Raw genomic sequence first — 26,421 nt, forward strand, 5'->3', positions numbered from 1 at the left:
GCGGCCTCACTTCTCCAGTTGCTTCAGGACCTCGGCGAGGCTCGGCGCCCCCCGGTCCCGCGGGGACGTCGACGTGACCGGCAGCGGCCAGTCGATGGCGAGGTCCGGGTCGTCGAAGCGAATCGTCACGTCCTCGGCCGGGTCGTGCGGGCGGTCGATCCGGTACGAGGTGTCGGCGGTCTCCGTCAGCGCCTGGAAGCCGTGCGCGCACCCCGCCGGGACGTAGAGGGTCGCCTGCGTGTCGCCGGACAGCTCGAAGGAGGCCCACCCCAGGTAGGTCGGCGAGCCCGGCCGCAGGTCCACGACGACGTCGAAGATCCTCCCGTACGAGCACCGCACCAGCTTCGCCTCGCCGGCGCCGGAGCGCAGGTGCAGGCCGCGCAGCACGCCGCGGACCGAGCGGGACAGGCTGTCCTGGACGAAGGCGTCCGGGTCGAGGCCCACCGAGCGGACCACGTCGGCGTCGAAGGTGCGGCAGAAGAAGCCGCGTTCGTCGGTGTGCGGCGTCGGCTCGAACAGGTACGCGCCGGCGATCGCCGGGACTTCGGTCGCCTTCAAGGTGTCTCCCGTACGGTGTGGGTGCGGTCGGTCGTCGGGAACAGGACCGCCGTCAACGCGGTGAACTGGCGGTCGAGTTGCTCGGTGGTGACGCGGTTGCGCTCGGCCAGGGTCCGCCGCAGTCCGGCGGACCGCTCCTCCAGCGCCCTGAACTGTTCGAGGAGCCGGCCGGCGTCGACCTCGCGGGCCGGGTGGCAGTACGCGTCCAGGCCCATCCGGGCCATCAGCGCGTCGCTCTTCGCCGCGTAGCTGAGCGCCAGCGTCGGGGTGCCGGCCTTCAGCGCGCAGACCAGGTTGTGGTAGCGGGTCGCCACCACGGTGTCGGCCGCCGCCGTCTCCTTCATCAGGTCGGCCAGCGAGGTGGCTTCGGCGGCGGTGACCAGCGGCGAGTTCACCGCGTCGAGGATCGCCCCGACCACCGCCGTGTCGCAGGCGTCGCCGGTGAGCAGCCGGACCGGCCTGCCCTCCTCGGCCAGCGCGCGCACGAAGCGGGTCACCCCGTCGAGGTAGCGCCGGTGGATCTCGTCGGCCCGGGCGCGGTCGTCGTCGCCGCCGTGGAAGTCCATGACGCCGACGCAGACCAGACCGGGGGAGGGGTGCGCGGGCGGGACCGGCAGGGCGAACGCCAGGTCCGGATGGACCTCGTCGCGCGCGGTGTCCACGCCCATCGCCCGCATCGCGTCGCGGGACAGGGCGTCCCGGTACGACCGGTGGGCCGCCAGCCGCGCCGACCAGCGCACCAGGGCCCGGGTCGGCCGGCTGCCGATCGGGGCGGCGCCGACGCCGACCAGCGCCACCTTGGTGCCGAGCAGCCTGCCGCTCGCGCAGAGCAGGAACAGCGCGTACGGGAAGCCCCACGGCCGCAGCGGCAGCGTGGCCTCCAGGACGCCCATGCCCGGCACGATCACCACGTCGTGCCGGCGCACCCAGGCGGCGGTGCGGACGGCGTCGACGAGTTTGCCCAGCCCCTTCCCCGCGACCGCGCCCGCCCGCGACGCGGTCCGGTACTCCCCGCGGTACCAGTGCAGCCGCGTCGCGGGGATCCCGTACCGGGCCGTCACGACCTCCGGTCCGCCGCACAGCGCGTCCACGACCGCCTCCGGGTGCGCGTCGCGCAGGTACCCGAGCACCGCCTCCAGCGACCCGTCGTTGCCGAGGTTGCCGGAGCCGAGCAGGCCGAACAACCCGACGCGGACGGCGGTCACGCCCGCCTCCCCTCACGGCCGGCGACCAGGGCGTCGACGGAGACGGTGAGCCGGTCCGGGTCGACCGGGGCGCGGTCCTCGACCCGCTCGCCGGCGCCCGGCCGGACCCGGCTGGTCATCCACGCGGCCAGGTGGCGGTAGCACGCGCGCCGGTCGGCCGGGGACAGCGGCGCCCGCCGGATCGCCGAGACGAAGCCCCAGACGTACTCGGCGAGCAGCCGGGGCGTCGGGTGCAGCGGGCCGGCCCGGCGCGGGTCCAGGTTGACGCACCGGGAGCGCTTGGAGGGGTTCGCCCGCTCGGCGCGGGTGGGGTGGTCGCGGCGGAAGTACAGCAGCTCCGGCACCTGGTGGAAGGGCCCGTGCAGGGTGATCTCGGCGACGAACGTGCGGTCCGCGTGGTGGTAGCTGTCGTGCGGCTTCACCCGGCGCAGCACATCGGCCCGCATCACCCCGTAGAAGTCGTCGCCGCCGGGCTCGAACAGCAGGCTGCGGAAGCGCTCCGGCGCGTGCGGCGAGGCGGTGGCGAGCCCGTAGGGGTAGGGGACCTTCACCCGGCCGTCGGCGTCGATGACCGCCTGGTCGGCGTGGGCGAGGATCACGTCGGGCCGCTCGTCCAGCGCCTCCACGCAGCGCCGCAGCAGGTCCCGGGCGTACAGGTCGTCGTGCGAGGCCCACTTGAACAGTTCGCCGCGGCACTCGGTGAACACGTGGTTGTGGTTCGGCGCGGCGCCGATGTTCCGGGGCAGCCGGATGTACCGGATGCGGGAGTCCCGCGCGGCGTACTTCCGGCAGATGTCCCGGGTGCCGTCCGTGGAGGCGTTGTCGGAGACGACCAGCTCGAAGTCCTCGTAGGTCTGGCCCAGCAGGGCGTCGAACGACTCGGCCAGGTACTCCTCGCCGTTGTACACGGGCAGGCCGATGCTCAGCCGGGGTTGCGCGGTCATAACGTCCTCACTTCACGGATGGAATCTCGGTGGTGCCCGCGCAGGGCGGACCGCAGCTGCAGCCACCACACGGCCGAGCCGCAGACGGTCGCGGCGGCGACCCCCCAGGCCGAGCCGGCCGTGCCGGCCGCGGCCGCCCCGCCGAGCCCGCCGGTGACGTAACAGGCGGAGGCGATCAGCTGGCTGCGCAGGCTGTGCCGGGCCGCGCCGAGCGCGCGCAGCCCGGCCGCCGCGCCGGTGCCGAGGCCGGCGCCCGCGACACCGAGCGTGACCGGCACGACGAGCTCCGCGGCGGCGCTCCAGACGCCGCCGAGCACGGCTTCGCCGAGCCGGTCCGGCACCAGCAGCAGGGCCCCGCCCCACAGCAGGGCGGCGACGGCCTGCCCGCCGCCGAGCAGGAGGCAGAACCCGCCGAGCCGGTGCGGGGCCCGCCGCAGCACCCGCGCCGCCTCCGCGACGGTGACCAGCGACAGCCCCATCAGCAGCGCGAGGAACGGGCCGAGCAGCAGCTCGGCCCCCCGGATCACGCCCACCGCGCCGACCCCGACGATCACGCCGAGCCCGTACGCCCGCAGCTGGCTCGCGCCGCTGTTGCTGACGTTCTCGACCAGGTACCGGTAGCCGAGGTCGCGGTGCTCGCGCACCCACGCGCGCGCTCCGGACGGGCGGGGCCGGATGCCGGACTGGAGGCAGCCGTACGCCGCGGCCACCGCGGCGGAGCCGCCCCAGGCGAGCACGAAGGCGGACACGCCGCCCACGCGGGCCGCGACCACCAGGGCCGGGACGAGCGCGACGCCCCACACGACGTCGTTGACGAACGCCTTGCGCCCGGCGCCGGCGGCGAAGAACGCGAACCGCCAGGCGTCCTGCAGCAGCAGCCCCGGCAGGACGACGCCGAGGCAGGCGAACGCGGTCCCCACCCGGCCGCCCAGGGCGAGACCGGCCACCACGGACGCCGCGCCGAGGGCGGCGCCGGCCCCGAGCGCGGCCCCCGACGCCCGGGCCACCGCCCCGCGCCAGGACGCCTCCGGCACGCCGCTGAAGCGCACCATGAGGGGGTCGGTGGCCACGCCGCGGGAGACGTTGAGCACCACGCCGTAGGTCACCCAGACGAGGCTGAACACGCCGAACGCGGTCACCCCCAGCGAGCGGGCCACGTAGACGCCCACCGCGAAGTTGCTCATGCTGGAGGCCGCCTGGTCGGCCAGTCCCCAGGACAGCCGGCCGAGGACGCCCCGCCGGGCGGGCCCGGCCGCTGTCGTCGTCTCCCCCTCGGTGGTCACGGGCGTCACGCCTTGAGCAGCCCGGCGCCGTGCAGGGCGTCGGCCGCGGCCGCGACGGTGTCGAACGGCAGCCCGGACCGCTCGGCGACGTCCAGCAGACTGTGCTCCCCGTCGGAGAGGCTGAGCACCCAGAGCATGGCCATCTGGGCCTGCTTGGCGTCGCTGCGGCCCCCGAGCGAGTCGTACAGTCCGCGCCGGCCGAGCTGCGGCTCGCCGTGGGGGCTGAGGTTGACGTACCGCCGGTTGCGGTCCAGGACGGCGAAGGCCTCGCGGCAGACGGCGAGGGTGTCCGCCATCGCCTCGGGGGAGACGAAGTCCGGGTTGTCCGCCGAGGTGTGGTACTCGGGGTACCCGGCGTAGGGGGTCCGGCTGAGCGAGCCCACGCCGAGGTCGAACCCGGGTGAGCAGTACTGCCGCTCGTCGTAGCCGTACGGGGTGAACTCGGTGATGCGGTGCGGGCGTCCGGAGGCGGCCAGCACGTGCCGCAGCACCCGGTCGATCTCCGCGTCGCCGCGCCTGCTCCGCTTGTACGTCAGGTCGCCCGGGTCGCCGGCGCAGGCCAGCACCAGGCCGTGCCTGACCCGTTCCACCCGCTCCCTGTTGCGGGCCAGCCAGGTGATCGCCCCGATGGTGCCGGGTGCGAAGACGAACCGGTAGGTGTAGTGGGGCCGCCGCTCTGCGAGCTCCCGGGCCAGGAAGACCGCCACCGCGACGCCGGCCAGGTTGTCGTTGGCCAGCGACGGGTGGCAGACGTGGCAGGAGACGATCACCTCGTCGGGCACCCGTCCGGGGACCACGTGCTCGGCGTAGGTGAGGTGACCGTCGGCGAGCGTGGAGTCGATCCGCACCTCGTACTCGCCGTCCGGCAGCGCGTCCAGGGTCTCCTGCGCCAGGCAGAACCCCCACTCCGGCGTGTAGTAACTGGTGCGGTACGGCACCCAGGTCGGATGGTCCGGCAGGGTGTGCAGGTGCGGGCGCAGCTCGGCCAGCGGCATGGTCGCCGACACCGGCACGCTGTAGCCGAGCACGTGCAGGCTGGACGCGGCGAAGTCGACGACCCGCCGGCCGGAGGCGTCGGCGACGTACGCGTCCCGGATGTTCCACTCCTGCGGCACCGTCCAGTCGAGCACCTGGGTCCCGGTCGGCACCTCGTGCACCTCGAGCGGTACGTACTCGCCGACGATGTCCAGGGTGGCGCGCACGCCGTCGCCGGTGATGCTCCGGCACAGCGGGTACAACCGCTCCACCAGCGCGTGCATCTCCTCGCCGACCTCGGTCACCGGCGCCACCGCAGGGTGTCGTCGACGGCCCCCGCGTCGGACTGCGCGCGCAGCACGGCGAGGCGGGTGAAGCGCCGCTCGAAGTCCCCCCGGGTCAGCCCGTGCTCCCGGTAGGCGTCGGCGAGTTCGAGCGCGCCCCGCTTCACCGTCCACTCGCAGTCGAAGCCGGGCACCGCGGCGCGGAACCGGGAGAAGTCCACCCGGTACGACCGCGGATCGGCGCCGGTCTCCCCGGTGATCACCACCTCGGAGCCGGACACGGCCTCGGCGACCTGCCCGGCGATCTCGGCGACCGTGACGTTGTTGGTCTCGCCGCCGATGTTGAACGCCCGGTCGTGCACCGCCTCCCGCGGCGCGGTCAGCGCGGCGGTGAAGGCCCGTGCGATGTCGGCGGCGTGCACCAGCGGGCGCCAGGGGGTGCCGTCGGAGAGCACGAGCACCTCGCCGGTCAGCAGCGCGTGGCCCACCAGGTTGTTCAGCACGATGTCGGCGCGCAGCCGGGGCGAGAAGCCGAAGGCGGTGGCGTTGCGCAGGTACACCGGGCTGAAGTCGCCGTCGGCCAGCGCGTGCAGGTCGTCCTCCACCCGCACCTTGGACTCCGCGTACGGGGTCACCGGGCGCAGCGGGGCGTCCTCGCCCACCAGCTCGTCGCCGCCGGCGGCACCGTAGACCGAGCAGGTCGACGCGTACAGGAAGCGCTGGACTCCGGCGTCGCGGGCCAGCCTGGCGAGCCGCACGGAGGCGTGGTGGTTGATGTCGTAGGTGAGCTCCGGAGCCAGCGATCCCAGCGGGTCGTTGGAGAGCGCGGCCAGGTGGATCACGGCGTCCACCCCGGCCACGTGCTCGGCGGTGACGTCGCGCAGGTCCACCCGGTGCCCCGGCGGGTCCGCGGGCGCCGGACCGAGGACGCAGTCGGCGAACAGGCCGGAGTCCAGGCCGACGACCTCGTGGCCCGCGGCCGCGAGGACGGGCGCCATCACGGTGCCCAGGTAGCCCTGGTGTCCTGTCAGCAGTACGCGCACGGTTCATTCCCCCAGGTCGAGAGTGAGTTTGGTGACGGCGAACGCCTCGGCGTAGCGCGCGTGGCTTTCGATGCCGCGGATCCGGGCCAGGCCCAGGAAGGCCTCCCGGTCGTACCAGGGCCGGTGCCGCTGCGAGGGGTAGTGCTCCTGCAGCAGCCGCACCTTCCGTTCGGCGATCTCCGGTGTCAGCGGCTGGTACGCCGCCATGCGGCCGAGGTCGCCGTCCCACTTGACGATCTCGTAGCCGAGCACGAGGTGGTCGCGGAACGCGGTGGACATCAGCCGCGCCAGGCCGCGGTGGTCCTGGTGCGCGTCCTCGGTGCGCGGGGCGAGCACGAGGTCCGGCTCGGTCCGCCCGCGCAGCTCCTCGACCGCGGTCTTGGCCTCCTCCCAGTGCGCCGGCATCCGGCCGTCCGGCAGCTTGAGCACGGTCAGCCGCAGGTCGGCGTCCGGGCAGAAGGCGGCGAGCGCGGCCCGCTCCTCCTGCTCCCGCTCACCGCCGCCGCCGGAGAGCACCAGCGCGTCGACGCGGACGCCCGGCCGCGCGAGGCACAGCGTCAGCAGGGTGCCGCCGGCGCCGATGGCGATGTCGTCGCAGTGCGCGCCCACCGCGACGATCCGGTCCAGGCGCCCGGCCCCGAGCCGGATCACGCCCGCACCCCGGCGCCCGCGCCGTCCCGCTCCCACACGGCCCACGGGCGCTCGCCCCGGGCGTAGGCGGCGTCGAGCGCGGCCCGTTCCTTCACGGTGTCGGTCGGCTTCCAGAAGCCGCGGTGCCGGTAGGCCATCGCCCGCCCCTGCTTGGCCAGGCCCGCGCATCCGTCGGCGACCAGGTCCCCGTCCTTGGGGATGTGGTCGAAGACCTCCTGGCGGAGCACGAAGTAGCCGCCGTTCTCCCACAGCGGCAGTTCGCTCACCGCGGTGATGCCGTCCACCAGGCCGTCCTCGCCCAGCTCCACGCAGTGGAACGACGACTGCGGCGGCACCACCATCATCGACGCGCCGGCGTCGCTCCGGGCGAACCGGTCGATCATCTCCGGCAGCGGGGCGTCGGTGAGCACGTCGGCGTAGTTGGCGAGGAACATCTCGTCGCCGTCCAGGTGGTGCCGCACCCGGCGCAGCCGCTCCCCGATCGGCGACTCGATGCCGGTCTGCGCGAACGTGATCGTCCAGTCCGCGATGTCGGTGGACAGCAGCTCGGTCCGCCCGCCCCGCAGCACGAAGTCGTTGGACGTCGTCTCCTCGTAGTGGAGGAAGAAGTCCTTGATGTGGTGCGCCCCGTACCCGAGGCACAGGATGAACTCCTTGTGCCCGAAGTGCGCGTAGTAGCGCATGACGTGCCAGATCAGCGGCCTGGGCCCGACCATCGCCATCGGCTTGGGCACGTCGTCCGCGGCGCCGCTGCGCATCCGCATCCCGTAACCGCCGCAGAACAGTACGACCTTCATCGCTCGACCTCGACAATGCTCAGTTCCGGGATGGGGAAGACCAGCCGGCCGCCCCACTCGTGCACGAACGACAGCTGCTCGGTCAGCTCCTCCCGCAGGTTCCACGGCAGGACGAGTACGTAGTCCGGCCGGTCGGCGGCTATCCGCTCGGGCGGCAGGACCGGGACGCGGGTGCCCGGGGTGAACCTGCCGTGCTTGTAGGGGTTGCGGTCGACCGTGTACGGGAGCAGGTCGGGCCGGATGCCGCAGTGGTTGAGCAGGGTGTTGCCCTTGCCCGGGGCGCCGTAGCCGACGACGGTCTCGCCGCGCTCGGCCGCCTCGACGAGGAACCTGAGGAGGTCCCGGCGCACCTTGGCCACCCGGGCGGAGAACTCGGCGTACCCGGACAGCTCCTGCAGCCCGGCGGCCTTCTCCCGGTCCAGTACGTCGGCCACCCGGCGGGCCGGCGCGCCGGCCACCCCGTCCGGCCGGGCCCACAGCCGGATGGAGCCGCCGTGCGTGGGCAGCAGTTCGACGTCCACGAGCGTGAGTCCGCCGCTCGCCAGCGCCCGGGCCGCGGACGCGACCGTGTAGTACTGGAAGTGCTCGTGGTAGATCGTGTCGTACTGGTTCTCCTCGATCAGGGTCAGCAGGTGCTGCACCTCGACGGAGACCCAGCCGTCGTCGGCGACCAGGGCGCGCAGGCCCCGGGTGAACCCGACGACGTCGGGGATGTGCGCGTACACGTTGTTGGCCACGACCAGGTCCGCCGGGCCGTGCTCGGCGCGGACGCCGGCGCCGGTGTCCGGGGTCAGGAACTCCGTGAGCGTGGGCACCCCCGCCTCCCGCGCCGCGGCGCCGACGTTCACCGAGGGCTCGATGCCGAGGCAGCGGATCCCCCGGTCCACCACGTGCCGCAGCAGGTACCCGTCGTTGCTCGCGACCTCGACCACGAAGGAGCCGGGGCCGAGACCCACCCGCGCCGCGGCGCCGTCGACGAACGTGCGCGCGTGCTCCACCCAGGAGGTCGAGTAGGAGGAGAAGTACGCGTACTCGCTGAACGTCTCCTCCGGCGTGATCAGCGGCGGGATCTGCGCCAGCCAGCAGTCGGTGCAGACCCGCAGGTGCAGCGGGTACGTGGGCTCCGGCCGGTCCAGTTGGTCCGCGGCGAGGAAGCTCTCGCACGGCGGGGTCGCGCCGAGGTCGACGACGCTCTCCAGCGCCGCCGAGCCGCAGAGTCGGCATCGTGTCATCTACTGCCCCCATCCCGCCCGCGCGGGTGTCCCCGCCGCGGGCCAGTGTGTCCGTTCCCTGTCGGCGGCGGGCCCTCCCCGCCGCCGGACCGACCCGCGATCGCGGTGCGGTACCCCTCCACCAGGCGCTCCAGGCCGACGGCCGGGCTGAAGCCCCGCTCGTAGCGGCGCCGGGCCGCCTCGCCCATCTCCCGGCCCAGGGCCGGGTCGGCCGTGATCCGCCGCACGCAGGACGCGAGCGAGGCGGCGTCACCCGGCCGGTGCAGCAGCCCGGTCCCGCCGTCCTCGACGAGTTCGACGAAGGCGCCGTGACCGGCGGCGACGACCGGGACCCCCGCCGCCATCGCCTCCACGGCCACCAGGCCGAACGCCTCCAGCCACGTCGAGGGGGCCAGCACGGCGACCGACCGGGCGACGGCCCGCCGGCACTCCTCGGCGTCGTACAGGCCGACGTACCGCACGTCGTCCCGGCCCGCCGCCCAGGCGGTCACCTCCGGCTCCAGCGGCCCCGTGCCGGCGATCACGAGCGGCACGCCCGCACCGCCGCCGGCGGCGATCTCGTCCCACGCGGCCATGAGCAGCCGTACGCCCTTGGCCTCCGCGAGCCGGCCGAGGTAGAGCAGGTGCTCGCCGGCGCCCGTCCGGCGGGCGTCCGGGTCGGGCACGAAGTTGTGCTTCACCGCCAGCCGTCCGGCCGGCAGGCCGGCCCGCACCAGGACGTCGCGCTGCGCCGCGGAGATGCAGAAGAACCGCTCCACGCCGGTCCACCACCGCCGCCGGTTGACCGACAGACTGACCGCGAGCGGCACCGTCGCCAGCCGGGAACCGCGGTAGCAGCCGTGCCGGACGGCGGGCAGCGGCGTGGCCCCGACGCACTCGGTGCACGGCCGGCCGTCCCGCTGGAGCGTGCCGGGCGGGCAGACCTGGGTGTAGTTGTGCAGCGTGGCGACGACGGGCACGCCGGCGTCGGCGCAGGCGGCCAGCACCGCGGGCGACAGCAGCGGGAAGACGTTGTGGACGTGCACCACGTCCGGCCGCTCGGCGCGCAGCCGGGCGGTGAGCTCCGCGCGGACCTTCGGGTTCCACGGCACGAGGAACGGCAGCGCGGCCTTGGCCGGCAGGGAGCGGGCGGCGATGTCGTCGCTGCGCCGCTCGAACACCCCGACCCGGTGGCCGGCGCCGCGCAGCAGCGCCACCTCCTGGTCGACCACCTTGTTCTCCCCGCTCGGCTGCGCCGAGGCGTAGCGGTTGTGCACCACGAGGACGTGCATGCTCAGGTCACCTCCGAGGTCCGGGCCCAGCGCGGAACGCGTCGTCGGGGGACGTCGGCCGCCGGCGGGGGAGCGGCCGGGGCGGGCGCCGCGAGCAGCGAGGCGGCCACGGCCAGGTGCAGCAGGTACGGCGAGGCGTCGCCCAGCCCGGCCTCGGTGTACGACGCGATCGCGCAGTAGCTGATCAGGAAGATCGCGCAGGCCCGCGACAGCGACGGCGGCCGCAGCAGCGCGACGCCGCCCAGCACGACGACGAACGCCGCCACCAGGACGACACCGGTCACGCCCTGCTCGTGGTAGACGGCCAGCCAGCTGTTGTCGATCGGCAGCCCGCCGAACGACTTGTCGCCCAGGCCCGTGCCGAGCAGGAACTCCGAGGTCGTCCGGTCCGCCGCCAGCAGGGCGTCCCAGACCTTGGCCCGGCCGGTGAGGCTGGTGAAGTTCTCCTGGCTCTGACCGCGCAGGAACCACGCCTGCAGCGCGGAGCCGAACCCCACCGCGGCCACGGCGGCGCACAGCACCGTCCAGGCGAAGAACCGGCGGGCGCCGGCGCTGGTCAGCACGAGCGAGCCGATCGCGAGGACCAGCCCGGCGATCAGACCGAGCGTGGCCGTCCGGGTGTGGGTCAGCGCCAGCAGCACCAGCGACGGCACGACGACCAGCGCCGCGCTGCGCCGGTCGGTCCGGCGGCCCAGCAGGAGCAGCACGGTGAGCCCGATGATCACCGCGGCGTACTGTCCGATCTGCGGCGGGGTGAGCGGCCACAGCGCGCCGACCAGCCGTCCGCCGTAGAGGTCGGGCAGGGCGGCGCCCGGTGAGATCGCCAGGCCGGCGGCCACCGACCCGAGGACCAGGAAGTACATCCGGATGTGGTGCCGTACGAACGTCGTGCCGCCGTCCCACCAGCGGCTGAGCAGCCACAGCGTGGCGACGAAGAGGGCCAGCCGGGCGCAGCGGAACAGCGCGCCGAACCCGGACTCCGGGTCCGCGCTGGAGATCACGCTCGGCACCAGCAGCAGGGTGAGCAGGAACAGGTAGGCGCTCGGCCGCACGCGCAGCCGGAGGTTGACCGCGAGCGCCAGCGTGAACGCGACGGCCAGCGCGCCCATGGTGACCATCTGGATGAGGGAACGGGGCAGCGGGACGACGGTCCTCGCCCCGGCGGAGCCGAGCGTGTTGAGGACCAGCAGCCCCCAGGCCGTCCCGACGAGCTTCGGCGTGTGGTCCGTGCCCATCTCAGCCACCGCCCCGTGCGCGGAAGGTGCTGCCCGCGTCCTGCCGGTACGGAGGTCCCTGCCACTGCACGGCGTCGAGCACCCGGCTCGGGTCGTGGGCGGTGAACCTCCACGGTCCGACGTAGGTGTTGTCGTGCCAGCGGTTGTGCTGCTCGCGGGTGATCGCCTCGGACACCCGCTCGCCCTGGTACGGCGACCAGTCCGGGTAGGTGCCGTAGTTGGCCAGCACCGCCATCCGGTCGCACATCGCCGCGCAGTCGACGACGGACTTGTCCAGCACGAAGCGGTTGTCGTGGATGTCCACCCGCTGGGTCCTCCACCGGCAGTCGGCGTAGAGCGGCGCGGTGGCGATGGCCGGCTGCGCGCAGCGGTCCTTGTCCTCCACCAGCAGCGTGCAGTCGCCGGAGGAGGTGTTGGCGGGGCTGTTGCAGAACCGGTCGGCGTTCTCCCACAGGGTGATCCCGGACCAGTTGTCCTCCAGCACGTTCCGGTGGATCTCGATCCTGTCCGTGCGGGCCCGCACCCGTGGCTCGCCGCCGGACTCGGAGATGTAGACGGCCGCGAACGGGAAGGTGTCGCCGCGGTCGGCGTACCTGCGGCCCTCGACCCAGTTGTTCCGCCGGATCGTGTTGTCCCGGACGACCGCGTTGTAGCTGGTCTCGTAGATCAGCGCGGCACCGTCGTTCTCCTCCAGCACGTTGCCCTCGATGCGGAAGTCGTTGTTGTTGGTGTCCGCCCACAACCCGGTCCCGCGGTTGTCGTGCACCCAGTTGCCGCGCACGTCGGCGCCGTCCACGGCCCAGAACTTGACGCCCCCGGTGCAGCCGCAGCCCGGCCGCCGCCGCTCCCAGTCGCCGGTGTTGTTGCCCGTGATCTCGTTGCCCTCGACGACCAGGTCCCGGAGGGGGCCGCCGGCCTTGTACGCGTTCATGCCGTACTGGCCGTTGTCGCGCAGGCAGTTGGCGCGCACCTGCTGGCGGGCGCCGGCCATCAGCCCGGCGCCGGAGTTGTCCCGGATCGTCGAGTGCTCGATCACCCACCCGTCGGCCGAGTCGTGGTTGACCACGCCCTCGTCGTGCGGCGCGACGAACCCCCGCACGGTCAGGTGGCGGATGGTGACGTCGCGGGCGGTGCCGCCGAACGCGTACTGGTTGGTCTTCCGGCCGTCGAGCACCGCGCCCGGCGCGCCGAGGTAGGTGTTCCCCTCCTTGGGGACGACCTGGGCGTAGCGGTCCGGCTCGAGCCTGTGCGTGCCCGGCCGGAGCCAGAACGTGGTGTTCGGGGGGCTGTTCCTGGTCTTCGCGGCCAGGTCGCCGGCGACCGCGGGGTCGACCGTCACCGCGCCCGCCGGCGCCTTCGCCGGCCCCGCGGCGGGCGCGTCGCACACCCGGGCCACGGGCGCGGCCGGCGCGGCGGTCGGCTCCGGCCGCGCGTCCGGCGTGCCGCCGTCACAGCCGGTCGCCGCCGCCAGCAGGACCAGCGTCAGCGGTGCCGCCGGTAACGCCCGGTGCCGCCACTTCGTCCCCACGGATCAGGCCCCCTGACCGCGGAAGCCGAGGACGGTGGTGTACTCCTCCGTGCCGTCGGCGGTGCCGGTGCCGACCAGCGTGGTCGTGGGTTCCCTGCGTCCGAAGCCGGCGGAGTACCAGCCCAGCGGCGGCTCGGTCTCGCCGCGGTGCGCCCGCCAGGAAAGCCGCCCGGGCAGGTCGAGCACCGCGGAGCGCTCCTCGCCGTCCCGGGTCCAGGTGAGCACGGCCCGGTTCCCCACCAGGTCCGCGGTGATCTCCGGGCCGAGGTGGAACGCCAGGCGCACGGTCCGGCGCGGGCCGCGCACCTCGTCGACCACCCTCACCTCCCGCGTGGTGGACGTCAGTTCCACCCGGCGGCGGTGCACGGAAGGCCGGTAGCCGTCGTGCTCGGCGCACCAGTGGGCCGTCCCCCCGTCGAGGGCGCCGGACGTGTCCACGGCCAGGACGCGGCTGCGGGCGTGCCGGGTCCACAGGAACGGGCCGCCGGAGACGGACTGGTCCCCGTCGCCCAGTTGCAGGGTGTTGTGGCCGAGGGTCGACCGGAAGTACCGCCGCCACTCGGGCTGCCCGTGGTAGCAGTACGTCCCCGGGTCGGCGAGCACGTCGACCCCGTCGTGCCGGACCTCCACGGACAGCGCGTCCGCGTGGGCGTGCGCGGCGATGGACAGGAACCCGTGCGGGCCGCCGTCGCAACGGCACCAGATCTCCTCCGGACCGCGCAGGACGGTCATCCCCGCGTCGGCGAAGTGGGCCGGCCGGCTCGCCGGGCGCGCGGTTCCCTTCTCCGCGCGGGGCCGGACGAGCGCGGCCAGCAGCGGGGTGCGCACATCGGTGCCGGTCACCTCCGGCCACCAGTCGAGAGACCCGAACACGGCGTCCCCGGTGGCCAGCAGCGAGCCCCAGCGGTCGGTGCCCGCGCCGTCCACGACCAGGCCGTGTCCGTCGTCCGCGTCCCCCTGGCGCGGCGGCCGCAGCCGGTTGTCCACGACGGCCGCGAGCGCGTCGGTCATCCGCAGCAGCACCAGCCGGACCGTCGCGGGCACCGGCACACCGGCCGCGTCCGCCTCCGCCACCGCGGCCAGGCCGAGCTCCAGCACGAGCCCGTGGTACTCGGTGGCCAGCTCGCGGTTGAGGCCGGAGAGGAACGTGTTGCCCCGCAGGTGCCGGTCCAGCGACCGCAGCGAGTCGGTCCGCCAGCGCGCCGACTCGGGGAACCACCCGAACGCGCAGGCCGCGGCGAACTGCCCGGCGGCCTCGGCGACGACGTGGTTGTTCGCCGAGGAGCCCCGGCTGGGGAAGGCGGCCAGCCAGCGCTGGTGGTGCCAGATCTGGTTCAGGGCCACCGGATCGCCCTCGAACAGGGCGGCCGCGCCCGGCCAGCCGTCGAGCAGCCGGCGAACCCACACCCAGGACAGCAGCCGGATCCCCAGCTCGATGCCGCTGACCCAGTGCACCCCGCGCAGCGGCGCGTTGGCCGCCCACCACGACCGCAGGTGCTCGGCCACCCGCTCGGCGTACCGCTCGTCCCCGGTGACCGCGTAGGCGGCGGCGAGCCGGGTGAGGTGCTGGTGCCGGGACAGCTCCCAGATCTGCTTGACGTCCCCGACCGCGTCCTCGTCGCGGTACGGCACGTCGAAGGCGTAACCCGACGGGGCCCGGCGTCCGGTCTTCGGGTCGTACCACCAGTCCGGGTCGACCAGGTCGTCGCGGGCCACCCCGAAGTACTCGGCGTGCCCGGCCATCAGCCGGTCCGCCTCGGCGACGAGACGTTTCGCGGCGTCCGGCGGCACCGCGGCGACCGCCCCCGCGGGCAGGACCGCGGTGAACCGGGCGCCGGCCACGTCCGGGCAGTCCGGCGGCGCCGACCGCCACCGTCGTCTGCGCACCGTGTCGCCCACCCGGCCGCCGATCTCCCGCGGCCCCATCCGGGACAGCCGCCGCAGGTACCACCCCGGACTCCCCGAGCTCGCAGTCATCGCGCCCCCGTGAGCGTCACCGGCGCGCCCCCGGCCAGGCCGGCCCGCACGGCGAGGGTGGCCGCCGTGGTGGCGACCAGCGACTCGAGCGGCACCGGCATCGGCCCGCCGGTCCGCACGGCCTTGACGAACGCGGCCAGTTCGGCGTTCTGGCCCTTGTCCCGGGCCCTGGGCAGCCGCGAACTGACCCACCGCTTACGGCGGCCACCGTAAACAGCGGCGCGGACGAAGTCGTCGAGCCGCAGCACCTTGCCGTCCGCGATGAGGTCCAGCGTCTCCTTGGGGAACCCGGACGAACCGGTGGTGACGTAGCTGATCGTGGCGGTGGACCCGTCCGGGTAGCGCAGGACGACCTGGAGGTCCTCGTTGCCGGACGGGGCGACCGCGTACACCGAGACCGGGTCGGCCTCCAGCAGCCAGCTCGCCGTGTCGATGAAGTGCCCGCCCTCACCGGCGAACCGCGAGCCCTCGGTGTCCTGCCGGAGGTACCAGCTCCCGTGGTCGAGGCGGCCCGCGTTGACCAGGTAGCGCAGGCTCGCCGGGCCGGTCCGGGTGCCGAACCGCTTCCTGGCCTCCTGCAGCAGCGGCGCGAACCGGCGGTTGAAGCCCACCTGGATCCGGTCGTTGCCGGACTCCTCCACCGCGGCGAGCACACCGGCCAGTTCGTCCTCGGTGAGCGCCAGCGGCTTCTCCACGAACACCGCCTTGCCGGCCAGCAGCGCCTTCCGGGTCAGTTCGGCGTGCGAGCTGTGCCGGGTGACCACGAACACCGCGTCGACGGACTCGTCGCCGAGCACGGCGTCGAGGTCGGTGGTCGCCCCGCCGAAGCCGAACTTGCGCTGCGCGTTGGCCCCGGACAGCGCCGTCGTGGTGACGACCGTCGACAACTCGACGCCGTCGCGCTGCGCCAGGTGCGGCAGCAGCATCGACGACGCGTAGTTGCCCGCGCCGACGAACGCGAGGCGCACCGGCGTCCCGGCGGCCCGCACCGGGCTCCGCTTCACGTTCACGGTGGGCACGGCCACCACCGGGGCCTTTGCTTCGGCCTCCTGCCCGGGGTACCGGAACAGCACGGCCACGGCCTTCAGTTCGCCGTCCTTCAGGCTCCGGTACGTCTCGACGGCGTCGTCGAAGTCGGCGACGTGGGAGACCAGGGGCTCCACGTCGACGCTGCCGCGGGCGACGAGGTCGAGGAAGCACGCCAGGTTGCGGCGCTCGGTCCAGCGCACGTAGCCGATCGGGTAGTCCCGCCCCTCCAGTTCGTACTCCGGGTCGTAGCGCCCGGGACCGTACGAACGGGAGAACCGGACGTCGAGCTCCTTCTCGTAGTACGCGTTCCACGGCAGGTCCAGACGGCACTTGCCGATGTCGACGACCCGGCCCCGGTCCCGGCAGAGCCGGGCGGCCAGCTCCACGGGCTGGTTGCTGCCGCCGCCGGCGGCCAGGTACACCTGGTCCACGCCGTGGCCGTCGGTGAGTTCGGCGACGGCGCTCTCCACGGCCGCGGACGCGGGATCGCCGCAGGCCGCCGCGCCCAGGCGCTCGGCGAGCTCGCAGCGCGCCGGGTCGGGGTCGGCCCCGACGACCCGTACCCCCGAGGCGGCGAGGAGCTGCACCACCAGCTGCCCGATCAGCCCGAGGCCGATGACCAGCGCCACCTCGCCGAGCCGCGACTCGCCCTGGCGCACGCCCTGCAACGCGATCGACCCGACGGTCCCGAAGGCCGCGTGCCGCGGCGCGAGGCCGTCCGGCACCCGGGCGTAGAGGTTCTTCGGCACCCAGTTCAGCTCGGCGTGCAGCGCGTGCTCGTTGCCGGCGCAGGCCACCAGGTCGCCGACCTTCACGTCGTCGACCCCGGCGCCGACCTGCTCGACCACCCCGCACAGCGAGTAGCCCAGCGGTGTGTAGGAGTCCAGCTTGCCCATGACCTTGCGGTAGGTGGCGGGCACCCCGTTGGCGGCCACGCTCTGCACGACCTTGGCCACCTGGTCCGGCCGGGAACGGGCCTTGCCCACCATCGACATGCCGGCCTCGGAGACCTTCATCAGCTCGGTCCCGGTGGAGATCAGCGAGTACGCGCTCCGCACCAGGACACCGCCCGGCTTGCAGCCCGGCACCGGCACGTCGAGCAGCGCCAGCTCGCCGCTCCTGTAGTTCTGCACAACCTGTTTCACCAGAAGTCCTCTTGCTCTCTACGCCGTCGGGGAAGGGGTCTGGCCGGCCTTGGAGGTCGCGCCGCGGTACCAGTACTCGAGGGTCAGCACGTGCCACAGGTGCTTGGAGAAGTCCCGCTGCCCGGCGGCGTCCTCGGCGACGAGCCGCCGGAGCGCGTCGCGGCGCAGGATCCCGGAACGCACGAGCTCGCCGTCGTTGACCACCTCGCGCACCAGCGGCGCCAGGTCCCGGCTCATCCAGGCCCGCAGCGGAGCGCTGAACAGGCCCTTGGGCCGGTACACGATCTCCCGGGGCAGGATCGAGGTGGCCGCCTCCTTGAGGACGGCCTTGCCCTGCCGTCCGACGATCTTGCGGTCGCCGGGCACGGCGAACGCCGCCTTCACCACCTCGACGTCCACGTACGGCACCCGCACCTCGGTCGACGCGGCCATGCTGGAGCGGTCCGTGTAGGCGAGGTTCAGGCCCGGCAGGAACATCCGGGCGTCGCCCAGGCACATGCGGTTGACGAAGTCGTCGAGGTCGTTGTCCCGGTAGGTGTCGGCGTGTTCGGTCAGCACGTCCTCGACCGCCGGGGCCAGGTCCGGGTCGATCAGGGCGAGCAGCTCGCCTTGGTCGTACAGGGTGTAGCTGCGCCGGAACGCGGTCTCCTCCGGCAGGTCGGCGAAGGAGAGGAACCGCTTCGCGAAGCGCACCGACCGGTACCCCCGGCGACTCGTCGCGACCGGCAGCCGGTCCACCGCCGCGGACACCCCGCGCCGCAGCGGCCGCGGGACGCGCTGGTAGCGCAGCGCGATCAGGTTGGCCAGGTGCTTGCGGTACCCGGCGAACAGCTCGTCGGCCCCCATCCCCGAGAGCATCACCTTGACCCCGGCCTCCCGGGCGGCCGAACAGATCAGGAACGTGTTGATCGCCGCGGGGTCGCCGATCGGCTCGTCCAGGTGGTACGTCATCCGCGGCAGCAGGTCGAGCACGTCCGGGGCGATCTCGATCTCGTGCAGGTCGACGCCGAACCGCCCGGCCACCCGCCGGGCGTACCGCAGGTCGTCCGGCATCGCCTCGAACCTCGCGTCCTCGGCGCGGAACCCGATCGTGTAGGCGGAGATCCCGGGCCGGTGGCGGGCGGCCAGCGCGGTCAGGTAGCTGGAGTCGAGACCGCCGGAGAGGAAGGTCGCCACGGGCACGTCGGAGAGCAGGTGCCGCCGGGTCGACTCCTCGACGACGGCGGCCAGGTCCGGCCGCTCGCCGGCCAGGGCCCGCTCCTGGCCCTCGGCGGCGACGTCCTTCAGGCTCCAGAACCGGCCGCGCTCCACCCGGCCGTCGGGCCGGCACCTCAGCCAGCTCCCCGGCGGCAGCTTCTCCGCCTCGCGGAACGCGCACCGCGAGTCCGGCACCCAGTAGTACAGCAGCGAGGCCACGAGGGCCGCGTGGTCCACCTCCAGCGACCCGCCGGCCACCGCGGCGAGCGCCTTGAGCTCGGAGGCGAACACCAGACCCGCGCCGCGCCGCAGCAGGAACAGCGGCTTGATGCCCAACTGGTCGCGGGCCAGCACCAGTTCACCGGTCCGCTCGTCGAAGATCCCGAACGCGAACATGCCGCGCAGCCGGGGCAGACAGTCCGTGCCCCAGCGCCGCCATGACTCGAGGAGCACCTCGGTGTCGGAGGTGCCGCGGAAGCGCACCCCGGCGGCCGCCAGCTCGGCCCGCAGCTCGGGCGCGTTGTACAGCTCGCCGTTGTACGTCAGGACGAGGCCGTCCGAGGCCATCGGCTGGGCGCCCGTCTCGGAGGGGTCGATGACGGCCAGCCGACGGTGCCCGAGGTGCACCTCGCCGTCGCCGACGGGACGGCTGTAGCGGCCCGCCCCGTCCGGACCCCGGTGGGCGAGGACATCGGTGAGCCGGTCGGTCACGGCCTTCCCGTCCGGCCACCGGTACGTGCCTGCGATGCCACACATGTCCTACCGCGCCTCCTGGTCGCTGTCCGGGACCCGTGCCGCCGACATCGGCAGCCGCTCCGTTTCCCGCCGGCCTTCCCCCACCGCCCGGACGGCGGGGGAGGGACCCCCGCCGCTTTGCCGGGCAGGCCGCTCGCCGCGGTCGCGCGGCGCGGTCCGCGGCCCGTCCCACAGCGTGCCGTCGGTCCGGTCACACGGATCGGGGTCGATCAGCACCACGCCGATCACCGTGATGCGCTGGTCCGCGAGCTGCCGCGCCACGGTGTGCAGCCACGCGGCGCTGCCGTGTCCGGCCCGCACGACGAGCACGGTCCGGGTGCCGAGGTACCGGAGGTCGGTCCACGCGGTGCCGGGCGCCACCGAGCCGACGCCGATCCGGCGCTCCCCGGGCGTCACGGCCGCGGCGTCCGCGCCGCCGACCACGGTGGGGTCCCCCGGCCGCGGGCGGCGCTCGGCGAGCTGCGGGCCGGGCAGACCGTCGACGACGGTCACCGGCCCTTCCGGCGCCAGCGCCCCGGCGAGGTCCAGGGCGATCGTGCCCGCACCGCGCGCACAGCCGAGTTCCAGCAGCGACACCGGTTCCGCGGAGTCCCGTACGGTACGGGCCAGGGACACCGTGAGCCGTTCCCGTGCCGTCCGGACCCGCCGGCGCCGCCACGGCCCGCCCGGCCGGCCGGGCAGCTCCGCGATGACGGAGGCGCCCAGGTTCGCCGCGATCTCCCGGCGCAGCACGGGGCGGTCCGCCACCACCGCGCCGACGGCGGCCAGCGCGAGGCCGAGCGCGAGCCCGAGGACGAGCCCGAGCCCGGCGTCGGTGGCGGCGGTCCTGGCCAGGGAGTGCTCCACCACGCGCGCGGCGTCCACGATCTGCGTGCCCGTGACGAGCCGGGGCGCGCCCAGGCGCGCCTCCTCGGCGCGCTGGTCGAAGTCGGTGATCCGCGAGGTGAGTTCGGCCCGGCGGGCGAAGAGCGACTCGAGGTTCGCCGACGCCTCGGGGTCGCTCTGCGGCGATTCCTTCCCGATCTCCTCGTTGACCCGCGCGAGTTCGTCCCGCATGTCGTCGCGCCGGCCGAGCAGGGCCTTGGCCTCGGCGTTCGCGGCTTCCTTGATCCGCTTCACGTGGTCCGCGACGAACGCCTCGGCCAGTGCCTCGGCGCGGGCCACCGCTTCCGCGTCGCTGTCACCCGTCACGGTGATCTGCAGCAGGTTGTTGGTCAGGCCGGTGCCCCGGTAGTCCCGCATGAAGTCCTCCGGACGTTCCGGGGAACCGAGGGACCGCAGGGCCTGGCCGGCGATCCGCGTGGTCCCCAGCAGCGCGGCATCGGTGCGGATCAGCGTTCCGGGGTCGTTCGGCTGGTCCGCCTCGTGCGCGACCAGCACCGTGGTCACCGCGGTCGGCGGCGCCGGCAGCAGGACCGCCACCGCCATGCCGGCCAGCAGCCCCAGCAGCGCCATGGAGCACCACAGGCGGCGGCGCCTGCGCACCGCGACCACCAGCGACTGGAGGTCCAGCAGCGGAGCGGCCGACGACTCCGCACCCGTAGGCGTCGTCACCCTGGACCTCCCGTCGCGTCGTCGGCGGCCACGAGCGCCGGCGCGGCGTCGGCGGACCGCTTCGCACGGGCCCGGACCGGGCCGGCGACGACGACGCCGACGATCTCGTGCCCCGCCTCCGCGCACGCCTCGGCGATGCCGGTGAGCTCCCCCGCGGTCCAGTTGCCCGCGCTGAGCACGACCAGGGCGCCGGACTCGTCGCCGCGGTCCGGCACCACCGGCCGGGACACCGGAACCTTCGTCACCCGCAGCAGCGGATCACCCTCGGCCTCGGTGACGAGCCGCTCGGCGGCCCGGTGGGCGACCTCGTCGCCGCCCGGGACCACGACCAGCAACCGCCGCCCGGCCAGCGGCGGCCGGCCCCTCAGACGGGCGCACACCCGCCGGTAGCGGATCCGCCGGCCGGCCTCGTCGCCGGACGTCCGCGCGACCGGTACGTCCCACCGGACGTCGACACCGAGGAACCGGCGGATCCGGGCCCGTGGGTCACGGCCTTCCGGCGGGTGCGCGGGCCGTTCGGCGGGCACGTCGACGGTGCCGAGCGGCACCGCGCCCAGCGCCGCGACGATCTCCGGTTCGGTGCGCAGCCGACGGTTCGTCCGCGCGGCGGCGAGATGGCCGACGACCGCGAGCAGGAGGAACAGCAGCGCCCCGCCGCCGACGAGCTGGATCCGCGTCGGCGGTGTCTCGCCGTCCGGCCGGGCCGCCGGCCCCATGACGACCATGCCGGCCTCGTCGGTGGCCGGGTCGGCCCGCTCCAGCTCGGTGACGGCCTCCTGCAGCGCGGTGCGCAGCTTCGCGAGCTCGGTGCGGGTCTGCACGCCCTCCACGGTCCGGCCGGCATCGGCCGCGTCGGCCAGCTCGGTGATGCGGCGGCTGGTCCGCACCACCAGCTTCCGCAGCTCCTCGGGCCGCGCCGCCGCCTCGGAGCCGGCGCCGTCGCCCGTGATCCCCGCGGCGAAGGCGACGAACTCCTGGGCCGCCTGGTCGGAGAGCCGCTGCGCGCGCTCCGGGGTGTCGGCCGTGCCCGAGACCTTGATGATGTTCCCGTCGGCGGCCTCGGCGCGCACCCGCTCCCGCAGCTCGCCGCCGTCGACCCCGGCCCAGTCGAGCGTGGCGGCCACCCGGTCGACCACCACCGAACTGGTCGCGATCTCCGTCTGGGTCAGCAGCTCGCGCTCCTCCCACGCCCCCAGCAGCAGGACCGAAGCCGACGTCGTGTAGCGCGGCGGGAACAGCAGGGAGGCGCCGTAGCCGACGAGCGCGCCCAACGCGGCGAGGACGGCGAGCAGCCGCCACCGCCGATGGATCATCCGCCCGACCGTGGCCAGGCGTATCGTGTCATCGCTCAACGACGCGGCCTCTTCCCCGCGCGCCCCCGGGCGTTCGCCGGCACCGGGACCCGGCCACGGCAGGCGGCGGTGTAGGCGGCGAGCAGCGACGCCTGCGAGTTCCGCCAGGAGAGTTTTCCGCCGATCCGCTCCTGGCCGGTCTTGCCCATCCGGGCCCGCAGTTCCGGGTCGTCCAGCAGCAGCGCGATGGACTTCGCGAACTCGGATTCGTCGTTCGCGGGCGCGTAGACGGCGGCGTCACCGGCGGAGACCCGCGCCTCCTTCAGGTCGAACGAGACGATCGGCCGGCCCATCACCATGTACTCCAGGACCTTGTTCATGGTCGACACGTCGTTGAGCGGGTTGCGCGGGTCGGGGGAGAGGCACACGTCCGCGGTGGACAGGTACCGCACCAGGTCGGCGTCCGGGACGCGCCCGGTGAACTGCACCTGTTCGTCGAGCCCGAGCCGCCGGGACAGCTCCACCATCGCGTCGAAGGTGTCGCCGGCGCCGACGAACACCGCGTACCAGTCGGTCCGTCCGACCTCGTCGCGCAGCTTCGCCAGGGCCCGCAAGGCGTAGTCGACGCCGTCCTGCGGGCCCATGACGCCGAGGTAGCACAGCAGATGGGGCTTGCCGCGCTTCAACTCCGGCTCGGGCGGCACGGGGTGGAACCGCTCGGTGTCGGGCGCGCTGCGCACCACGAAGACGTCCTCCGGCCGCCGGCCGCCCCGGCGCACCGCGACGTCCCGGTAGCTCTCGTTCGTGGCGAGCACGACGTCCGCGGTCCGGTAGGTCATCCGCTCCAGCGCGCACACGGCGCGGTGGAGCAGGTCCTCGCCGCGGCCGAACCGGGAGAGGTACAGCTCGGGCACCAGGTCGTGCTGGTCGAAGACGAACCGCGCGCCGCGCCGCTTCAGCCACAGGGCCGGCAGGAACAGCAGGTCGGGCGGGTTGCAGGCGTGGACCACGTGGACCGGGCCGACCTTGCGGGCCAGCCGGAGCGTGTGCCACAGCGCCGCTCCGTACTCCCGCAGGTAGCCGGCCGGTCCGCCGGTGGCCGCGCGCAACGGGTAGCGGTGGATCCGCACCCCGTCGATCACCGCCTCGGGTTCCGTGTCCCGTTTGCTCCCCTGGGGGCAGATGACGTCCACCGTCCAGCCCGCGTCGCGCAGGGTCGTGCACTCCTGCCACACCCGCCGGTCGAACGGCACCGACAGGTTCTCCACCAGGACCAGCGCGCGCCCACCGCGTCGGCCGTCCCCGGTCGTGTCGTCGAACGACGTGTCACCAAGCAAGGCCCATGTACCCCGGTTCGGTCCGGCGCGCCTCGGCGTCGGGAAGGCGGACGAGATCGACGATCAGCGGGCCGCCGCCGTGCGGCAGCGCCGCCAGCACGGCCGGGTCCCTGGTCCCGACCAGGCACACCTCGGCGTGCTCGAGCACCTCGTCGACGGAGTCCGCGAGCAGGTGCGCGAGGTGCGGCAGCCGGCTCTCGATGTACTCGCGGTTCGCGCCGAGCAGCCGGGACAGGCTCACGTTGGCGTCGTGGATCCTCAGGTCGTACCCCTTGCCGAAGAGCCGCTCCGCCAGCTCGACGAGCGGGCTCTCGCGCAGGTCGTCGGTGCCGGGTTTGAAGGACAGCCCGAACAGCCCCACCCGGCGCTTGCCGGTGCGCTCCACCAGCTCCACCGCGCGCTGCAGGTGGTCGGAGTTGGAGGGCAGCACATGGGCGAGGATGGGCACCGAGACGTCGGCCCGCCGCGCGGCGTACACCAGGCTGCGCAGGTCCTTGGGCAGGCAGGAGCCGCCGAAGGCGAAGCCGGGCCGCAGGTAGGCGGGGCTGATGTTCAGCTTGCGGTCGGCCAGGAACACGTCCATCACCTGGTGCGAGTCCACCCCGAGCGCCTGGCACACCGCGCCCAGCTCGTTCGCGAAGCCGATCTTGAGACCGTGGAACGCGTTGTCCGCGTACTTGACCGCCTCGGCCGTCGGGATCGGCACCCGGAACACCTCGCCGGGCAGGCCCTCGTACAGCGCCGCCACCACGTCGCCGCTCGCCGGGTCGAATTCGCCGACGACGGTCTTGGGCGGGTCGAAGAAGTCCCGCACACTGGTGCCCTCGCGCAGGAACTCCGGGTTGACCGCGACTCCGACGTCCACCCCGGCCGTGCCGCCGACGGACTTCTCCAGGATCGGCACCAGCAGGTCCAGGCAGGTGCCCGGGAGCATGGTGCTGCGGAACACCACGGTGTGCCGCCCGCCGCTCCCACGACGGTCCGCCAGCGCGGCGCCGATCTGTTCGGTGACCCGCTCCAGGTACGTGGTGCACAGACTGCCGTTGGGCTCCGAGGGCGTGCCCACGCAGACCAGTGACACCTCGCTGTCCATGATCGCCTCGCGGACGTCACGGGTGGCGCGTAACGCCCCGCTCCCCACGACCTCGGCGACGAGCTCGCCGATCCGCTCCTCGACCACCGGGGCCCTGCCGTCGTTGACCAGGTCGACCTTCACCTGGCTGACGTCCACCCCGACGACCTCGTGCCCCATGCTGGCCAGGCACGCGGCCGACACGCAGCCCACGTAGCCGAGCCCGAAAACGCTGACTCTCATGTCCCGTTCCTCCCCCCAGGCAGGCCCCCACGGCCTGCGTTCCGTGCGCCGGCCGGACGACGGGCCCGGCGCATCAGTAGGCCCCCTGGCCGTAGAGCACCGCGCGCAGCGTCTTCCACAGGATCACTGTGTCGAGGGCGAGCGACCAGTCCTCCACGTACCGCAGGTCCAGCCGGACCGCCTCCTCCCACGACAGGTCGCTGCGTCCGCTGATCTGCCACAGGCCGGTGAGCCCGGGCTTGACCAGCAGCCGCCGCCGGATGTCCGGGCCGTACGCGGCGCACTCCTCCGGTAACGGAGGCCGCGGCCCGACGAGCGACATCGATCCGGTGAGCACGTTGAAGAGCTGCGGGAGCTCGTCGATCGAGTACCGGCGCAGCACCGCTCCCACCCGGGTCACCCGCGGGTCCCGGCGGAGCTTGAACAGCAGGCCGGCGCCCTCGTTGCGGTCGGCCAGCTCGGCACGGATCCGGTCGGCGTCGGCGACCATGGTGCGGAACTTGAGGATGGTGAACTCGCGGCCGTCCTTGCCGACCCTGCGCTGGCGGTAGAACGCCCCGCCCCGGCTGGTCGCCAGCACGAGCAGCCCGACGCACACCATCAGCGGCGCGAACAGCACCAGCAGGAGCGCCGCGCCCAGCCGGTCGACGACCCCTTTGACCACCCGGCGGCCCCCGGTGAAGGCCGGCATGCTGACCCGCAGCAGCGGGATGCCGAGCACCGCGTCGATGTGCAGCCGAGGGCCGGCCACCTCCATCAGCACGGGGGCCACGACCATGTCGGCTTCGCTGCCCTCGAGGTTCCAGGCCAGCCGCTGCAGCCGCTCCGGCGACCAGTGCGGGTCCGGGGTGATCGCGACGACGCGGTAGCCGTCGCGGCGGACGTGGCTCGCGACGTCCGTCAGCCGGCCGACGACCGGCACCCCCTCCAGCTGGTCACCGTCGGGCCCGAGACCGTCCGGCGTGCACACCGCGTCCACCCGCCAGCCGAGGTGCGGGAACTTGCGGGTCCGGGTGATCAGGTCGCGCACCGTCTCCGGACTCCCGGCGGCGAGCACCGGTCTCAGACACCATCCGTCCTTGCGCTGCCTGTGCAGCCGGAGGCGGAGCAGATACCGCGTGGTCATGGTGACGAGCGCGATCGCGGGAATCGCGACGAAGATCCAGAGTTTGATGTTGCGCGAGGTCAGGGCGATTCCGCCGAGCGCCAGGACGACGGTCGCCGCGAACAAGGAGCGCCCGAGCCGGCGGAATTCCTCGGCCCCCTGGCCGAGAACCGCCGGAGCCCACGACCGGCTCACCGCGAGCGCCCCCAGCACCAGCACCCAGGTGCCGAATGCGAGAATCCCCCACTTCTCATGCCAGTTGGCCGCGTCCCGGGCCCCGAAGAAATTGCCGATCGCCGCCACCACACAAGCCGTGGTCACGGCATCGCCGGTGATCACCGTACGGCGGTACCGGTGCTCCCAGTCGATCGCGGGCCTGCTGATCGCCCCGTTCGCCAGGCGCCCGCGCGCCGACGGAAACGGGCTGAGTAATCCCCCTTGCCGCACAGAACCCCCCAGGTCCCCAGTGGTTCGACGTGTTCCCCTGACACCGTTTCTCCACCCGGGAGGCCCCCGCCCCCCGCGCCGTACTGTTCCTCCCCACGGGAGGCCCCCGCCCCCCGCACACGCCGTCCCGGCTATGCCGGAAATGGTTGAAGAACCCGCCCCGACAGCAGCGGAACCCGGGGTGCTCCCCGCACCCAAGGCCCCTCTCGGGATTCGGAATTGATCACTCCCGTGTTTTGCGCGGGAGAAGCGAATGCTGGC

Annotated in this window: 20 protein-coding genes; all 20 read right to left on the bottom strand. The window is 73.9% G+C overall.

The window, feature by feature from the left end; genetic code table 11:
- Positions 1–6: 6 nt before the first annotated feature.
- The 20 genes from rfbC to ACZ8ZB_RS26105 all read right to left on the bottom strand — a co-directional run bounded on the left by rfbC (position 7) and on the right by ACZ8ZB_RS26105 (position 26,160).
- Entirely contained in the window at positions 7–558 is a 552-nt protein-coding gene (rfbC, locus tag ACZ8ZB_RS26010) for a dTDP-4-dehydrorhamnose 3,5-epimerase (RefSeq protein WP_470740040.1), read from the bottom strand.
- Positions 555–1,763 (bottom strand): polysaccharide pyruvyl transferase family protein, encoded by a 1,209-nt coding sequence (locus ACZ8ZB_RS26015; RefSeq protein ID WP_470740041.1) that lies wholly within the window; start codon positions 1,761–1,763, stop codon positions 555–557. The genes rfbC and ACZ8ZB_RS26015 overlap by 4 nt, the downstream gene beginning before the upstream one ends.
- A complete protein-coding gene (locus tag ACZ8ZB_RS26020; RefSeq protein WP_470740042.1) occupies positions 1,760–2,707 on the bottom strand; it encodes a glycosyltransferase family 2 protein in 948 nt (315 codons plus the stop codon). The genes ACZ8ZB_RS26015 and ACZ8ZB_RS26020 overlap by 4 nt, the downstream gene beginning before the upstream one ends.
- A complete protein-coding gene (locus tag ACZ8ZB_RS26025; RefSeq protein ID WP_470740043.1) occupies positions 2,704–3,990 on the bottom strand; it encodes a hypothetical protein in 1,287 nt (428 codons plus the stop codon). The genes ACZ8ZB_RS26020 and ACZ8ZB_RS26025 overlap by 4 nt, the downstream gene beginning before the upstream one ends.
- Before the next feature lie 5 nt (positions 3,991–3,995).
- Complete coding sequence (locus tag ACZ8ZB_RS26030; RefSeq protein ID WP_470740044.1) at positions 3,996–5,279, bottom strand: DUF4910 domain-containing protein; 1,284 nt, start codon at positions 5,277–5,279, stop codon at positions 3,996–3,998.
- Positions 5,267–6,292 carry an NAD-dependent epimerase/dehydratase family protein gene (locus ACZ8ZB_RS26035; RefSeq protein ID WP_470740045.1) on the bottom strand — a complete coding sequence of 342 codons (1,026 nt, stop codon included), beginning with the start codon at positions 6,290–6,292 and terminating at the stop codon, positions 5,267–5,269. Before ACZ8ZB_RS26035 ends, ACZ8ZB_RS26030 begins: the two co-directional genes overlap by 13 nt.
- A gap of 3 nt (positions 6,293–6,295) precedes the next feature.
- The gene (locus ACZ8ZB_RS26040; protein WP_470740046.1) at positions 6,296–6,943 is read right to left on the bottom strand and encodes a PIG-L deacetylase family protein; all 648 of its coding nucleotides are present in this window, start codon (positions 6,941–6,943) and stop codon (positions 6,296–6,298) included.
- Positions 6,940–7,740 (bottom strand): glycosyltransferase family protein, encoded by an 801-nt coding sequence (locus ACZ8ZB_RS26045; RefSeq protein ID WP_470740047.1) that lies wholly within the window; start codon positions 7,738–7,740, stop codon positions 6,940–6,942. Before ACZ8ZB_RS26045 ends, ACZ8ZB_RS26040 begins: the two co-directional genes overlap by 4 nt.
- Positions 7,737–8,972: a methyltransferase domain-containing protein gene (locus tag ACZ8ZB_RS26050; RefSeq protein WP_470740048.1), complete on the bottom strand. Its 1,236-nt coding sequence runs from the start codon at positions 8,970–8,972 to the stop codon at positions 7,737–7,739. The genes ACZ8ZB_RS26045 and ACZ8ZB_RS26050 overlap by 4 nt, the downstream gene beginning before the upstream one ends.
- The gene (locus ACZ8ZB_RS26055; protein ID WP_470740049.1) at positions 8,969–10,243 is read right to left on the bottom strand and encodes a glycosyltransferase; all 1,275 of its coding nucleotides are present in this window, start codon (positions 10,241–10,243) and stop codon (positions 8,969–8,971) included. The genes ACZ8ZB_RS26050 and ACZ8ZB_RS26055 overlap by 4 nt, the downstream gene beginning before the upstream one ends.
- Before the next feature lie 2 nt (positions 10,244–10,245).
- Positions 10,246–11,478, bottom strand: a complete 1,233-nt coding sequence (locus ACZ8ZB_RS26060) for an O-antigen ligase domain-containing protein (RefSeq protein ID WP_470740050.1) — start codon at positions 11,476–11,478, stop codon at positions 10,246–10,248.
- Position 11,479: 1 nt separating this feature from the next.
- Positions 11,480–13,006 carry a right-handed parallel beta-helix repeat-containing protein gene (locus ACZ8ZB_RS26065; protein ID WP_470740051.1) on the bottom strand — a complete coding sequence of 509 codons (1,527 nt, stop codon included), beginning with the start codon at positions 13,004–13,006 and terminating at the stop codon, positions 11,480–11,482.
- A gap of 3 nt (positions 13,007–13,009) precedes the next feature.
- Positions 13,010–14,983 (bottom strand): heparinase II/III family protein, encoded by a 1,974-nt coding sequence (locus ACZ8ZB_RS26070; RefSeq protein WP_470740052.1) that lies wholly within the window; start codon positions 14,981–14,983, stop codon positions 13,010–13,012.
- Entirely contained in the window at positions 14,980–17,157 is a 2,178-nt protein-coding gene (locus ACZ8ZB_RS26075; protein ID WP_470740053.1) for a bi-domain-containing oxidoreductase, read from the bottom strand. Before ACZ8ZB_RS26075 ends, ACZ8ZB_RS26070 begins: the two co-directional genes overlap by 4 nt.
- Before the next feature lie 18 nt (positions 17,158–17,175).
- A complete protein-coding gene (gene asnB / locus ACZ8ZB_RS26080) occupies positions 17,176–19,110 on the bottom strand; it encodes an asparagine synthase (glutamine-hydrolyzing) (protein ID WP_470740054.1) in 1,935 nt (644 codons plus the stop codon).
- Positions 19,111–19,113: 3 nt separating this feature from the next.
- The gene (locus ACZ8ZB_RS26085) at positions 19,114–20,664 is read right to left on the bottom strand and encodes a Wzz/FepE/Etk N-terminal domain-containing protein (protein WP_470740055.1); all 1,551 of its coding nucleotides are present in this window, start codon (positions 20,662–20,664) and stop codon (positions 19,114–19,116) included.
- Positions 20,661–22,016, bottom strand: coding sequence for a YveK family protein (locus ACZ8ZB_RS26090; protein WP_470740056.1), 1,356 nt, complete (start codon positions 22,014–22,016; stop codon positions 20,661–20,663). The genes ACZ8ZB_RS26085 and ACZ8ZB_RS26090 overlap by 4 nt, the downstream gene beginning before the upstream one ends.
- A complete protein-coding gene (locus ACZ8ZB_RS26095; RefSeq protein ID WP_470740057.1) occupies positions 22,013–23,293 on the bottom strand; it encodes a glycosyltransferase family 4 protein in 1,281 nt (426 codons plus the stop codon). The genes ACZ8ZB_RS26090 and ACZ8ZB_RS26095 overlap by 4 nt, the downstream gene beginning before the upstream one ends.
- Positions 23,283–24,608 carry a nucleotide sugar dehydrogenase gene (locus ACZ8ZB_RS26100; RefSeq protein ID WP_470740058.1) on the bottom strand — a complete coding sequence of 442 codons (1,326 nt, stop codon included), beginning with the start codon at positions 24,606–24,608 and terminating at the stop codon, positions 23,283–23,285. The genes ACZ8ZB_RS26095 and ACZ8ZB_RS26100 overlap by 11 nt, the downstream gene beginning before the upstream one ends.
- 73 nt (positions 24,609–24,681) lie before the next feature.
- Complete coding sequence (locus ACZ8ZB_RS26105) at positions 24,682–26,160, bottom strand: sugar transferase (RefSeq protein WP_470740059.1); 1,479 nt, start codon at positions 26,158–26,160, stop codon at positions 24,682–24,684.
- Positions 26,161–26,421 lie beyond the last annotated feature (261 nt).

This window comes from Streptomyces sp. 12E (assembly GCF_055633275.1).